The organism is Stutzerimonas stutzeri (assembly GCF_002890895.1).
In the GTDB taxonomy this organism is placed as follows: Bacteria; Pseudomonadota; Gammaproteobacteria; order Pseudomonadales; family Pseudomonadaceae; genus Stutzerimonas; species Stutzerimonas stutzeri_AB.
On sequence record NZ_POUL01000002.1, the window covers coordinates 81,365 to 94,812 of the forward strand.

The window sequence follows — 13,448 nt, forward strand, 5'->3', positions numbered from 1 at the left end:
CGGTCATCGCGATTGCGTGCATCGACCATTGTTCGTACCCACTGGTCTGAAGAAGATGAACCCAGCAGGATCCGGCAGCCAATGTGCCGCGATCCCATCCATCTCCATGAGGTCGTGCTGTGGACATTCAAGACAAGGTTTTCCTGATCACCGGCGGCGCATCCGGCCTGGGTGCGGCCGCTGCCGAAGCGCTGGTCGCCGCAGGGGCAAAGGTGGTGCTGGCCGACATCAATGCCGAGCTGCTGAACGAGCGCAGCGAAATGCTAGGCGCCAACGCCCACGCCGTAGTCACCAATGTGTGTGACGAGGCGGCCGCGCAGGCAGCGGTGAGCGCAGCGGTCGAACGGTTCGGCGGTCTGCACGGGCTGGTCAACTGCGCCGGTGTCGCCAGCGGCGAAAAGATCCTCGGTCGTCAGAGTCCACATGGCTTGGACAGTTTCAGCAAGGTCATCGGCCTCAACCTGATCGGCAGCTTCAACATGCTGCGCCTGGCCGCCGAAGTTATCGCCCGCGGCGAGCCCGATGCTCAGGGCAGCCGTGGCGTGATCATCAACACAGCCTCTATCGCGGCCTACGACGGGCAGATTGGCCAGGCCGCCTATGCAGCTTCCAAGGGCGGCGTGGTCGCCATGACATTGCCGGCGGCGCGTGAACTGGCACGCCATGGCATCCGCGTGATGACCATCGCGCCGGGCGTTTTCGAGACGCCGATGATGGCTGGCATGACCCAAGAGGTCCGCGACTCGCTGGCCGCGGGTGTGCCGTTCCCGCCACGTCTGGGCCGTGCCAGTGAATACGCGGCGCTGGTCCGCCATATCGTCGAGAACGACATGCTCAACGGCGAGGTGATTCGCCTCGACGGCGCGCTGCGCATGGCCGCGAAATAATTGGAGAAGACAGCAATGAACAATGATCCAATCGTTATCCTGGGCAGCGCCCGTACCCCCATGGGCGGTTTTCAGGGCGATCTTAAAAGCCTCAGCGCGCCGGAGCTGGGCGCAGCGGCAATTCGCGCAGCAGTCGAGCGCAGCGGTGTCGCCGCCGAACAGGTGCAGGAAGTGCTGATGGGTTGCGTGCTGCCGGCAGGCCTCGGCCAGGCGCCGGCCCGCCAGGCTGCACTCGGTGCGGGGCTGGACAAGGCGACCGCGTCCACCACGCTGAACAAGATGTGCGGCTCGGGTATGCAGGCGGCGATCCTCGCCCATGATGCGTTACGCGCCGGCTCGGTGGATGTGGTGATCGCCGGCGGTATGGAGAGCATGTCCAACGCGCCTTATCTGCTGGAAAAAGCCCGCGGTGGCTATCGCATGGGCCATGGCAAGGTGCTCGACCACATGTTCCTCGACGGCCTTGAGGACGCCTATGACAAAGGCCGCTTGATGGGGACCTTTGCCGAGGATTGCGCGCAGAATCACGGGTTCACGCGTGAGGAGCAGGACGCCTACGCGCTGGCCTCCCTGCAGCGGGCCCGCGATGCCATTTCCAGTGGCCGCTTCGCCAGCGAAATCGTCCCGCTTGAAGTAACTCAAGGACGCGCGCAGCGCACCGTTAGCGAAGACGAGCAGCCACCTAAGGCGATGCCGGAGAAGATTCCGTCGCTCAAGCCGGCCTTCCGTGAAGGCGGCACCGTGACGGCTGCCAATTCCAGTTCGATTTCTGACGGTGCCGCCGCGTTGGTACTGACGCGACGTTCCCACGCCGAACAACTCGGGGTGAAACCTCAGGCGGTGATTCATGGGCATGCGGTATTCGCCGACGCGCCCAACCTGTTCCCGACTGCGCCCATCGGGGCCATTCACAAGCTATTGGAACGAACCGGCTGGAGCCTCGACGAGGTCGATCTGTTCGAGATCAACGAGGCTTTTGCGGTGGTCAGCATGGTCACCATGCGCGAACTGGGGCTCGATCACGCCAAGGTCAACGTCAATGGCGGAGCCTGCGCGTTGGGCCACCCGATCGGTGCGTCCGGTGCACGTATTCTCGTGACGCTGATCGCTGCACTGCGCGACCGTGGCCTGCGCAAGGGCATCGCGGCCATCTGTATCGGCGGTGGTGAAGCGACTGCCATGGCCGTCGAGCTGCTCGACTGAGGACTTGCCATGCTGCTCAATGAAGATCAAACCAGCATTCGCGATATGGCCCGGCAGTTCGCTCAGGAGCGCCTCAAGCCGTTTGCCGCCGACTGGGACCGTGAACACCGTTACCCGGCCGAGGCGATCAGCGAGATGGCCGAGCTCGGCTTTTTCGGCATGCTCTGCCCCGAACAATGGGGCGGCAGCGAGACCGGCTACATCGCCTATGCGCTGGCACTGGAAGAGATCGCTGCGGGTGATGGCGCCTGCTCGACCATCATGAGTGTGCACAACTCAGTCGGGTGCGTGCCGATCCTGCGCTTCGGCAGCGAGGAACAGAAGCAGCGCTACCTGACGCCGCTGGCCAGCGGTGCGCAGATCGGCGCTTTTGCCCTGACCGAGCCGCATGCGGGCTCCGATGCCAGCAGCCTGCGCACCCGTGCGCGGCGTGACGGCGACAGCTATGTGCTCAACGGCGCCAAGCAGTTCATCACCTCGGGTCAGCACGCCGGCACGGTGATCGTCTTTGCCGTAACCGACCCGGAGGCTGGCAAGCGCGGTATCAGCGCCTTTATCGTGCCCACCGACACGCCCGGCTATCAGGTGGTACGCGTCGAGGACAAGCTCGGCCAGCACGCCTCGGACACCTGCCAACTGGCCTTCGAGGACATGCGCGTGCATGAGTCCCAGCGCCTGGGCGAGGAGGGCGAGGGTTACCGCATTGCCCTGGCGAACCTGGAAGGCGGGCGCATCGGCATTGCCGCCCAGGCTGTGGGCATGGCGCGTGCAGCCTTCGAAGCCGCCCGCGATTACGCCCGGGACCGAGAGGCATTCGGCAAGGCGCTTACCGAACACCAGGCCGTCGCCTTTCGCCTGGCCGACATGGCGACCCAGACCGCCGTTGCGCGGCAGATGGTGCTGCATGCCGCCGCGCTGCGCGAGGCCGGTCAGCCGGCGCTGGTCGAGGCCTCGATGGCCAAACTCTTTGCCTCGGAAATGGCCGAGAAGGTCTGCTCGGCGGCGATTCAGACGCTGGGGGGTTATGGCTATCTCAAGGACTTTCCAGTCGAGCGCATCTACCGCGACGTGCGGGTCTGCCAGATCTACGAAGGCACCAGCGACATCCAGCGGTTGGTAATCGCGCGTAATTTGGGGTAGGAGACAGAGCCCAGTCACAACTTACATGGGCGGCCTGCGTTCGCTGCGCGACTTGCGACAGCGCCGCTCGCCGACCGTCCGCTTGTCGCAAGTCCCACACATACGCTTGTGTCTCACATCTGGTATGCGAGCCGCCAAGACGATGCGCTGCGTTTCGAGCAATAGTTTCAACGCCGCGCACTTCCCCAGTTCCAGTGAGGCCAGCCTTGCCGGCAACGACTGGATACGCTCAGTCAGCCCGTAGCGTCGCCGTCTTAACTAGACTTCCTCGCAACCGCATGCAGAGCGCTGGCGAGGGGGACTGAGGATGGAGACGATTCTGGCCCATGGGCCCTATGTCGAATTCGCGGTGCTGCTGATGTTTTCGGCAGCAGCCGGTGCGGTTGCCGTCCGGCTGCGACAGCCGGTGTTGATCGCTTATATCGTTATCGGCATTTTGGTCGGCCCGGCGGTATTCGGCCTGGTGAGGGCGCACGACCAGATCAACCTGTTGGCGGAAATTGGCGTAACGGTGTTGCTCTTCGTGGTCGGGCTCAAACTCGACCTGCAGCATATTCGTCATATCGGACCGGTGGCGCTGGCCACTGGGCTCGGTCAGTTAGCGTTCACCATCGTCTTCGGGTTCATCCTGACGCTGGCATTGGGCAAGAGCCCGGTGGAGGCGATCTACATCGCCGTCGCGCTGACTTTTTCCAGCACCATCATCATCGTCAAACTGCTTTCGGATAAACGTGAGCTGGACTCGCTGCACGGGCGCATCGCGGTCGGCTTCCTGATCGTCCAGGATCTGGCCGTGGTGCTGGCAATGATGACGATGAGTGCGCTGCGGGGGGCTGGCGAGGCGGGCACACTGGAAATCGCGGGTTCGCTGATCATGCGCCTGGTGCTCGCCGCGCTGCTGATGTTTCTGTTGATGCGCTATGTATTGCCGAGGGTGATGGCCGCCATGGCTCGCTCTCAGGAGCTGCTGCTGATCTTCGCCATCGCGTGGGGCTGCGGCCTCGCAGTGATCGGCGAGTGGGCTGGCTTCAGCAAGGAGGCCGGCGCATTCATCGCCGGCTTCTCGCTGGCCTCGACTGGGTACCGCGAAGCGATGAACGCGAGGTTGACCGGGATTCGTGATTTCATGCTGCTGTTCTTCTTCATCGACCTGGGCGCCAAACTGGATTTTTCCACCCTTGGCGGTGAGGCGCTGCCCGCCGTGGTGCTGTCGCTCTTCGTGCTGATCGGCAACCCGTTGATCGTCATGGCGATCATGGGGTTCATGGGTTATCGCAAGCGCACAGGGTTTCTGGCCGGGCTTACCGTTGCGCAGATCAGCGAGTTCTCCATCGTGTTCGTCGCCATGGGCATCACCCTGGGCCACGTCGATGCCCATGCGCTGGGACTGACTACGCTGGTAGGGCTGGTCACCATCATGTTGTCGACCTACATGATTCTGTTCTCACAACCGCTCTACGAGCGTTTGATGCCCTGGCTTGGCGTGTTCGAGCGCAAGCGCCCGTTCCGCGAACTCGAAGTGGACCGACCGTTGCGTCCCGAAGGCCAGCCACAGGTTCTGGTTTTTGGAATGGGTCGCTATGGTGCGCGCTTGCTGCGGCAGCTTGACGGCGCGGATGTCACCGTAATGGGCGTTGATTTCGATCCCGAAGCGGTGCGTGCGCTGGCCCAGGGCGGGTTAAATGTGCGCTTTGGTGACGGGGAGGATCCCAGTCTGCTGGAGGCGCTGCCGCTGCAGCATGCCGACTGGGTCGTGACCACCTTCCCGCAGTGGGAATCGAACCGGGCCTTTTTACATGCTCTGCGGGTCGCAGGCTTCGGTGGCCAGGTGGCGGGGGTGGTAAGAGACGACCAGCACGGCCGGTCGCTCGATGACGCCGGTGTCGCAATGGTGCTCAACCCCTTTACCGACGCAGCAGACTTTGCGGCACGTTGGCTGGTGAGTGACTTGGAAGAAAAGGCACGGCACTAGCGGCACAGCACCATCGTTTGGTCCGCGCGGCGTGCAAGGGTAGGGGTGAAGCGGAGCGTCGTACGGCCAATTGGCTGATAGGAGCCACCCGGTTTGACCAAGATCGAGCTCTCACACCGCGCTATCAGTCCCAACCGCCTGTGTTTTCGATGGGCTCCGTAATCGACCCCGGCGTTCTTGAAAACCGCGGCGCGGGGGCGGCGTGCAAGGCGCCATCGATGTCGTGATAGACCCCGCGCTCGCGCATATGCGGATGTTGCGCGGCTTCTTCCAGGTTCAGCACCGGGGCGAAGCAGGCGTCACTGCCTTCGAGCAGGGCGCACCACTCGGCTTGGGTGCGGCTGGCGAATAACCAGGCGAGCGCTTCGCTCTGCTCGGCCCATATCTCTGGGTTGTTGCAGCCCTGACGCAGGAGGTCGGGCGCATCGATCCGCTGCATCAGCTCGGCAAGGAACTGCGGCTCCAGCGGCCCGATGGCAATGTCGCGGCCGTCGGCGCAGGTGTAGCAGCGGTAGTGCGGGGCGGCCCCGGCGAGCAGGTTGCGGTTGCGCTCCAGCGAGATGGCGCCGCTGGGCAAGAGGCCGGCGAAGAAGGTCATCATCGAGGACACGCCGTCGACGATGGCGGCATCGACCACCTGGCCCAGGCCTGACCGCTCGCGTTCCCATAACGCGGCCATGATGCCGAACGCCAGATATAACGAGCCGCCGCCGAAATCCCCGACCAGATTGAGCGGCGGGATCGCTGGGCCTTCGCGTCCACCGATGGCCGCCAGAGCGCCGGTGATTGCCAGGTAGTTGATGTCATGGCCGGCGCTTTGGGCCAAGGGGCCGGTCTGACCCCAGCCGGTCATCCGGCCGTAGACCAGCCTTGGATTACGCGCATGAACCTGTTCCGGGCCGAGGCCAAGCCGTTCCATTACGCCAGGACGAAGGCCTTCGATCAGCACGTCGGCACCTTCGGCTAGCGTGAGGCATTGCTCCCGCCCGGCGTCTGTGCGGATGTCCAGCGTAAGGCGTTTGCGGCCGCGATCAACCACTGGATTGGGCCAGCCATTGCCGCCTTCACGCTCGATGCGAATCACCTCGGCGCCGAGGTCAGCCAGCAGCATTGCGCAGTGTGGGCCGGGCCCAATGCTGGCGAACTCCAGTACTCGCAGACCGATCAGCGGACCTTGGCGAGGGGTGGCGGTCGACATAAGGCGCGTTCCTTTTGGTGATGGGGCCATCGCGCCCGTACGTGCAGGCATCCGTGTGGTTCCGGCGCGGGCGGTTGTGATCGGCCTGGCGTGCTAAGTGGCATTGATGGCCGAGTTCACGGATGCGCACGGAGATGACGCGGTGAGTCAGTGAAACGGCGCGATTCGTTAGATCCCTCGAGTAGGCAAGAACGGTGGACCGAGACCCAGCCTACGGGCCGCCAGGTAGCTCGCCGGAGAAGGCGGGGTGAATCCGCGAAACGGTGCGGCCCACTACGCTCGCTCGGCTGGGTGAGATCGGTGGGCTGAAGCCCACCTTACGGCGCGCCCCAAGGTCCTGCCGCGCTACAGGCTCGCCGCGTCCGCTGCGCTTCCCTCCAGCTCGATCAGGTGGTCGCGGTAACGGTCGCGCAGGGTTTTCTTGTCAATCTTGCCGGTCGCGGTCAGCGGGACGCTGTCGATGATGACGGCGTCGGGCATCCACCATTTGACGATCTGTGGCTCGAGAAAGGCGAGCACGGTTTCGATGCAGATTTCGGTGTCGTCGTGGGGCTCGATGATCAGGATCGGCCGCTCCTCCCATTTTTCGTGCGTCACGCCGACCACTGCGGCGATGCGCACGCCGGGGCAGGCCACGGCGATGTTCTCGATGTCGATGGAACTGATCCACTCGCCGCCGGACTTGATCACGTCCTTGCTGCGGTCAGTGATGCGCATGTAGCCGTTGGGGTCGAGGGTGGCGATGTCGCCGGTGTCGAACCAGCCGTCAGCGTCCAGTGCGGTGGTTTCGCTGCGGAAGTAGCGCTCGACCGTCCAGGGGCCGCGCACCAGCAAGGCGCCGGAACTGATACCGTCATGCGGCAGTGCGTTGCCTGCCTCATCGACAATCTTCAGCTCGATACCGAATTGCAGCCGGCCCTGGCGGGTCCAGATGGCCTCGTTGGTGGCCGCTTCGCCCATGGCGGCGAGCTTGGGCGTCGGCGTGGCGACGACGCCGAGCGGGCTGGTTTCAGTCATGCCCCAGAGTTGGCGGACGCTGACACCATATTTCGTCTCGAATTTCTCGGCCAGCGCGCGCGGCACGGCCGAGCCGGCGATGACCAGGCACTTGAGCTTGCCGGTATCTTCGCCGGTGCGCTCCAGGTGATTGAGGTACATCGTCCAGATTGTCGGCACGCCGCCAGAAAAGGTGACGCCCTCGTTCTGGATCAGCTCCTGCAGGCTGGCGCCGTCCATCTTGTCGCACGGCAGGACGAACTTGCAGCCATTGATCGCAGCGGTAAAAGGCACGCCCCAAGCGGTGGCGTGGTAGAGCGAGGAGCACGGCATGATGCAATCGAAGGCCGAGAAGCCGAAGGCGCCGGTGAGGCCGGCTGCCATGGCATGCAGAACGACCGAGCGGTGGCTGTAGACCACGCCTTTCGGATTGCCGGTGGTGCCGGACGTATAGCAGAGCATGGCGCCGGCGTTTTCATCGAACTGAGGCCAATCCGTGATTGGCGCTTCTCGAGCGATCAGCGTTTCGTAGCTTTGCGCGCCAACGTCCCCAGGCTCGGTGCGTTCGGCATCCGACAGCATGATGAAGGTTTGGATATGCTCCAGTCGCGGCCGAACTCGCTCGACCACGGCGAGAAAACTGCGATCGAACAGCAGCACGCCACTGCCGGCGTGGTTCAGGGTGTAGATGATTTGCTCGTCCGACAGCCGCGGGTTGGCCGTGTGCAGTACCGCGCCGATGCCGGGTACGGCAAAGAACAGCTCGAAGTGACGATGCGTGTTCCAGGCAATGGACGACACCATGTCGCCAGCTTTCACGCCCAGGCTTCGCAGCATTGCGGCTGCCTGGCCGGTGCGTGTGGCGAGCCCGGCGTAGTCGTAGCGCCAGATAGGTTCATCCACCAGCCGCGAGACGATTTCCCGGTCGCCATGGGCGAGGGCGGCATGGGTCAGAATGCCGCTGATCATCAGCGGGGTCTGCTGCATCGTACCTTTGAGCATCGTCGTATCCTTCTTATTGTTGTCTGGATGGCGGCCGCGCTTGCCACCATCTGTCATTCGAATACTGCTTGCTGCCATGGCGAGTTGTTCTCGCTCTGTAAATCTAGCCGATTGTCCGCCAAGGGCCCGGCGTGCTCTTACCCGTTGGTCCTGTCCTCCGCGCTGGACCCACGCCTTGCGCGGGCACGCGTCGCATGTCGCTCATAGCCCGTAGTTGTTCAGCTCCCGCGCAATCAGCAGTCGCTGAATTTCGCTGGAGCCTTCGTAGATCTGCGTGATACGCGCATCGCGGTAATAACGCTCGACCGGGTAATCCTCGAGATACCCGTAGCCGCCGTGGATCTGCATGGCTTTGGAGCAGACGTATTCGGCAACTTCCGAGGCGAACAGCTTGGCCTGCGAGGCCTCGGACAAACACGGCAGGTTGGCGCTGCGCAGGCGAGCGGCATGCAGGATGAGCAATCGCGCCGCGTTCAGGCGCGTGTGCATGTCGGCCAGCATGTTCGCCACGCTCTGGTGCTCGATGATCGGCTTGTCGAACTGGATGCGTTCGCGGGCATAGCCGAGTGCTGCCTCGAACGCGGCGCGGGCAATGCCCAGCGCCTGGGCGCCGATGCCAATGCGGCCGCCTTCGAGGTTGGAGAGGGCGATGGCCAGCCCCTTGCCGCGTGGGCCGAGCAGGTTGGCTTCGGGAATGCGACAGTCACGCAGGGTCACGCCACAGGTATCCGAAGCGCGGATGCCCATCTTCTTTTCCATGCGGTCGACGACAAAACCGGGGTTATCCGTGGGCACCAGGAACGCCGATAGCCCCTTCTTACCCAGCTCCGGATCGGTGACGGCGAAGACGATGGCGATCTTGGCGCGCTTGCCGTTGCTGACGAACTGCTTGGCGCCGTTGATCACCCATTCGCCGTTTTCCAGCACGGCGCGGGTGCGCAAGTTGTGCGCCTCGGAACCAGCCTGGGGTTCAGTCAGGGCAAAGCAGCCAATGGCGCGGCCCGCCGCCAGGTCCGGCAGCCATTGGTCCTGCTGCTCCGGCGTACCGTATTTCAGAATCGGACCGCAGCCCACCGAGCTGTGGATGCTCATCAGCGCACCGATGGCGCCGTCGCCGGCGGAGATTTCCTCGACGGCCAGGGCATAGGCGACATAGTCGATATAGGTGCCGCCCCACTGCTCGGGCACGATCATGCCCAGCAGGCCAAGCTCGCCAAGCTGGGTCACGGTGTCGTCACCGATCCAGCCGGCCTGTTCCCAGGCCTCTGCCTTGGGCGTGATTTCGGCGCGGGCGAAGTCGCGCGCCATGTCGCGGATCATCCGTTGTTCTTCGCTCAGTTCAATGTCTTGCATATGCAGCTCCTCAGGCGCCGGCGAAGAAGGCCGCCACGCGCTCGGGCGTCACTTCGTCCAGCGTAGGCGGGTTCCAGCGAGGGTTCTTGTCCTTGTCGACGATCAGCGCGCGGACGCCTTCAATGATGTCGCCTTCGTCGAACCACTGGCGGTCCAGGTGAAGCTCCATGGCAAAGCAGTCGGCCAGCGACAAGCTGCGACCACGACGGAGCATTTCCAGCGTGACGCTCATCGACAGCGGCGAACGGCTGTCCATGGTCTTGAGCGTCTCGGCCGCCCAATCGCGAAACTCGGGACGTGTTTCGGTGGCCAGCGACTGGCGAATGGCAGCGACGCTGTCATGGGCGAAATGCTGCTCGATGGCCGGGAACAGCGCCTTGAACGGCGCATCCGGCAACTCGGTGCAACCCATGGACACCAGCAGGTTGGTCAGTGTCTGCACCGGCGCAGTGCTCCAATCCTGGCGGTCCAGCGCCTGCTCAAGCTCGGCGAAACGCTCGTAAGGCACGCAGTAATCGGCGAGACCGGCATACAGCGCGTCGGCCGAGCCGACGTGGTTACCGGTCAGGCCCATGTAGAGGCCGAGGTTGCCCGGCAGGCGTGGCAGGAAATAGCTACCGCCCACATCCGGGAAGTAACCGATGCCGACCTCCGGCATGCCCATCCGCGTGCGCTCGGAAATCACCCGCAGCGAGGCACCCTGGACCAGGCCCATGCCGCCGCCGAGCACGAAGCCGTTCATCAATGCCAGCAGGGGTTTGCTGTAGGCATGGATGTACTGGTCCAGCGCATATTCTTCCTCGAAGAACGCCCGATGCAGGCTGTCGCCGCTCTTGTAGCTGTCGTACAGCGAGCGGATATCGCCACCGGCGCAGAAGGCTTTCTCGCCAGCGCCGCGCAATACCACGGCGACCACATCGGGGTCGTCCGCCCAGGCCTGCAGTTGCTCGTGGAGCATCCGCACCATGGGCAGCGTGACGGCGTTCAGCCCGGCGGGGCGGTTGAGTGTGAGATAGCCGACGCGGTTGCGTACTTCGATCAGTACCGGCGCTTCTGCCTGGGTCATGTCTCGTCCTCTTGACGGTAGAGTTTGATGATCGCGGAGAAGTCCAGCCCACCGTGGCCCTGCATGCTGAAGGCCTGATAAAGCTGCTGCGCGAGACCACCGAGGATAACCGGCTGGCGCACCTGTTTGGCCGCTTCACTGGCGAGGCCCAGATCCTTGAGCATCAGGTCGGTGCCGAACCCGCCGCTGTAGCCTCGCGAGGCCGGGCCGTTTTCCAGCACGCCAGGGAAGGGGTTGTTGATCTCCGATGCCCAGCAACGTCCGCTCGACGAGTTGATGATTCCGGCCAGCACCTTGGCGTCCATCCCCAGGGCCACGCCCAGCGACATGGCCTCGGCCACGCCAATCATCGAGATGCCGAGCAGCATGTTGTTGGCAACCTTGGCCACCTGACCGTTTCCTGTGTCGCCGCAATGAACGATGTTTTTGCCCATCGTCGCCAGGATTGGCTGTGCCTTGTGGAAGTCCGCCTCACTGCCGCCAACCATGAAGGTCAGGGTGCCGGCTGCGGCGCCGACGGTGCCACCGGATACCGGAGCGTCGAGCATGGGGTTGCCGTTGTTTGCTGCGGCGGCGGCAACTTCCCGTGCGGACATTGGGTCGATGGTGGAGGAGTCGATCAGTAGAACGCCGGATTGGACGTTGGCCAGAAGCCCGTCTTCACCGAGGTAGACCTGCTTCACATGCGCGGCAGCCGGCAGCATGGTGATGATGGCTTCAACCCCTGCACCCGCGACGGCAGCCGGAGAGGTCGCCTCTTTGGCGCCGGCTTCGACAAGGCCTGAAACCGCAGCCGCTGAGAGGTCGAAAACAGTGACTTGATGGCCGGCTTTGAGCAGGTTGCGCGCCATGGGCCCACCCATGTTGCCGAGCCCTAGAAATCCGATATGCATGGCCGTTTCCTTCTTGTTCTGATTGACGGCTGAAACGGCGCCGGGTGTTTAGCCGACGCCGATCCCGTTACTTGAGGTTGATGGTGGTGTTCACCGGGCCGCCGACCTCGTTCTCATCGAACCAGCGCTGGGTGATGGTCTTGGTCTGAGTGTAGAACTGCACCACCTGCTTGCCATACGGGCCGAGGTCGCCAAGCTTGGAGGCGCGCGAGCCGGTAAAGGAGAACATGGGCACCGGTACGGGGATCGGCACGTTGATGCCGACCTGGCCAACGTCGATCTCTTCCTGAAAATGCCGGGCCGCGGCGCCGGAACGGGTGAACAGGGCGGTGCCGTTGCCGTTGGGGTTGGCGTTGATCAGCTCGATGGCCTGGTCGAGGGTGTCGACCTGCATCACGCAGAGCACCGGGCCGAAGATTTCCTCCCGGTAGATGGTCATGTCCGGCTTCACCCCGGAGAAGATGGTCGGCCCGACGAAGTTGCCTTTCTCGAAGCCCGAGACCTGCGGATTGCGACCGTCCAGCACCAGTTCTGCACCTTCCGACACGCCGTGCTCGATCAGCGAACTGATGCGATCCAGCGCAGTGCAGGACACCACGGGGCCAACGTCGGTCCCGCTTTCAGCACCCGCATTAACCTTCAGTGTTTTGGCCTTGGCGACCAGATCCGGCAGCCAGCTCTGTGCTTCGCCCACCAGGATCAGCACCGACAGTGCCATGCAGCGCTGGCCAGCTGCGCCGAATGCCGCGCCGACGAGGTTGTTGAGGGTCTGCTCCTTGTGCGCGTCGGGCAGGATGATGCCGTGGTTCTTGGCGCCCATCATGCACTGCACGCGCTTGCCGGCTCCGCTGGCGCGGTTATAGACATGGGTGCCGACCTTGGTCGAACCGACAAAGGAAACGGCCTTGATGTCCGGGTGATCGCAGATCAGGTTCACCGCTTCGGCGCCGCCGTGAATGACGTTCAGCACGCCCGGCGGCACGCCTGCTTCCATCGCCAGTTCGGCGAGACGCATGGTCACCATCGGGTCCTGTTCGGACGGTTTGAGGACGAAGGTATTACCGGTGGCAATCGCCATGGGAAACATCCACAACGGAATCATCGCCGGGAAGTTGAACGGGGTGATGCCCGCGCAGACACCCAGCGGCTGCAGCAGCGTGTAGGTGTCGATGCCGGTGGCGACGTTGTTGGCCAGCTCGCCCAGTTGCAGATTGCCAATGCCGGCGGCGTGCTCAACCACCTCGAGCCCGCGGAACACATCGCCTTCAGCGTCCGGCAGGGTCTTGCCCTGTTCGGCAGTGAGGATGGCGGCGAGCTCCTTCATGTTTTCGCGAATCAGCTGCTGGTACTTGAGGAAGATCCGCGAGCGCGCGCCGATGGGCGTCTTGCGCCAGGTCTTGAAGGCTTCCTTGGCGCTGGCGACGGCAGCGTTCATCTCCGCCTCGGTAGCGAAGGGTACGCGGGCCAGGACTTCCTGCGTCGCCGGGTTGACGATGTCGCGCCATTCGCTGGTTGATGACTCGACCAGCTCACCGCCGATCAGGAGTTTGACTGTGGGGATGGCACTTGACTGGGTCATGGCGTGTCCTAGCGATTGTTGTTCTTTGGATAGAAGAATGGATGGAGCTGTCCTGATCCTAGAGTGCATATTTGCCGACATCAATGCGGCTCGCTGCATAGCTGGTCTGCATAAATGCACATACTGTCCTTTGCGGTGAATACTGCTGGGCTGTCTGGA

Annotated in this window: 10 protein-coding genes; 4 read left to right on the forward strand and 6 right to left on the reverse strand. The window is 63.5% G+C overall.

The features are described 5' to 3' along the window. Positions 1-119: 119 nt before the first annotated feature. The 4 genes from CXK96_RS03385 (at position 120) to CXK96_RS03400 (ending at position 5,202) form a co-directional block, all read left to right on the forward strand. Positions 120-887, forward strand: coding sequence for an SDR family NAD(P)-dependent oxidoreductase (locus CXK96_RS03385; protein ID WP_102835100.1), 768 nt, complete (start codon positions 120-122; stop codon positions 885-887). A gap of 15 nt (positions 888-902) precedes the next feature. Then, positions 903-2,090: an acetyl-CoA C-acyltransferase gene (locus CXK96_RS03390; RefSeq protein WP_102835101.1), complete on the forward strand. Its 1,188-nt coding sequence runs from the start codon at positions 903-905 to the stop codon at positions 2,088-2,090. A gap of 9 nt (positions 2,091-2,099) precedes the next feature. Beyond that, positions 2,100-3,230: an acyl-CoA dehydrogenase gene (locus tag CXK96_RS03395; protein WP_102835102.1), complete on the forward strand. Its 1,131-nt coding sequence runs from the start codon at positions 2,100-2,102 to the stop codon at positions 3,228-3,230. A gap of 307 nt (positions 3,231-3,537) precedes the next feature. Beyond that, the gene (locus tag CXK96_RS03400; RefSeq protein WP_102835103.1) at positions 3,538-5,202 is read left to right on the forward strand and encodes a cation:proton antiporter; all 1,665 of its coding nucleotides are present in this window, start codon (positions 3,538-3,540) and stop codon (positions 5,200-5,202) included. Positions 5,203-5,326: 124 nt separating this feature from the next. Here CXK96_RS03400 and CXK96_RS03405 read toward each other — a convergent pair whose 3' ends face one another. From CXK96_RS03405 to CXK96_RS03430, 6 genes are all read right to left on the reverse strand, one after another. Beyond that, the gene (locus tag CXK96_RS03405; RefSeq protein ID WP_102835104.1) at positions 5,327-6,400 is read right to left on the reverse strand and encodes a CaiB/BaiF CoA transferase family protein; all 1,074 of its coding nucleotides are present in this window, start codon (positions 6,398-6,400) and stop codon (positions 5,327-5,329) included. Between the two features lie 345 nt (positions 6,401-6,745). Then, the gene (locus CXK96_RS03410; protein ID WP_423835178.1) at positions 6,746-8,398 is read right to left on the reverse strand and encodes a long-chain fatty acid--CoA ligase; all 1,653 of its coding nucleotides are present in this window, start codon (positions 8,396-8,398) and stop codon (positions 6,746-6,748) included. Positions 8,399-8,599: 201 nt separating this feature from the next. Continuing rightward, positions 8,600-9,751, reverse strand: coding sequence for an acyl-CoA dehydrogenase family protein (locus CXK96_RS03415; RefSeq protein ID WP_102835105.1), 1,152 nt, complete (start codon positions 9,749-9,751; stop codon positions 8,600-8,602). A 10-nt stretch (positions 9,752-9,761) separates the two neighbouring features. Next, complete coding sequence (locus tag CXK96_RS03420) at positions 9,762-10,817, reverse strand: enoyl-CoA hydratase/isomerase family protein (RefSeq protein WP_102835106.1); 1,056 nt, start codon at positions 10,815-10,817, stop codon at positions 9,762-9,764. Further along, positions 10,814-11,710: a 3-hydroxyisobutyrate dehydrogenase gene (mmsB, locus tag CXK96_RS03425; RefSeq protein ID WP_102835107.1), complete on the reverse strand. Its 897-nt coding sequence runs from the start codon at positions 11,708-11,710 to the stop codon at positions 10,814-10,816. The genes CXK96_RS03420 and mmsB overlap by 4 nt, the downstream gene beginning before the upstream one ends. Positions 11,711-11,777: 67 nt before the next feature. Then, positions 11,778-13,289, reverse strand: coding sequence for a CoA-acylating methylmalonate-semialdehyde dehydrogenase (locus tag CXK96_RS03430; protein ID WP_102835108.1), 1,512 nt, complete (start codon positions 13,287-13,289; stop codon positions 11,778-11,780). Between the last annotated feature and the right edge of the window lie 159 nt (positions 13,290-13,448).

Coding starts and splice junctions, on each gene's coding strand:
- CXK96_RS03390 (WP_102835101.1), top strand. CDS start 903: ATGAACAATGATCCAATCGTTATCCTGGGCAGCGCCCGTACCCCCATG.
- CXK96_RS03395 (WP_102835102.1), top strand. CDS start 2,100: ATGCTGCTCAATGAAGATCAAACCAGCATTCGCGATATGGCCCGGCAG.
- CXK96_RS03400 (WP_102835103.1), top strand. CDS start 3,538: ATGGAGACGATTCTGGCCCATGGGCCCTATGTCGAATTCGCGGTGCTG.
- CXK96_RS03405 (WP_102835104.1), bottom strand. CDS start 6,400: ATGTCGACCGCCACCCCTCGCCAAGGTCCGCTGATCGGTCTGCGAGTA.
- CXK96_RS03410 (WP_423835178.1), bottom strand. CDS start 8,398: ATGCTCAAAGGTACGATGCAGCAGACCCCGCTGATGATCAGCGGCATT.
- CXK96_RS03415 (WP_102835105.1), bottom strand. CDS start 9,751: ATGCAAGACATTGAACTGAGCGAAGAACAACGGATGATCCGCGACATG.
- CXK96_RS03420 (WP_102835106.1), bottom strand. CDS start 10,817: ATGACCCAGGCAGAAGCGCCGGTACTGATCGAAGTACGCAACCGCGTC.
- mmsB (WP_102835107.1), bottom strand. CDS start 11,710: ATGCATATCGGATTTCTAGGGCTCGGCAACATGGGTGGGCCCATGGCG.
- CXK96_RS03430 (WP_102835108.1), bottom strand. CDS start 13,289: ATGACCCAGTCAAGTGCCATCCCCACAGTCAAACTCCTGATCGGCGGT.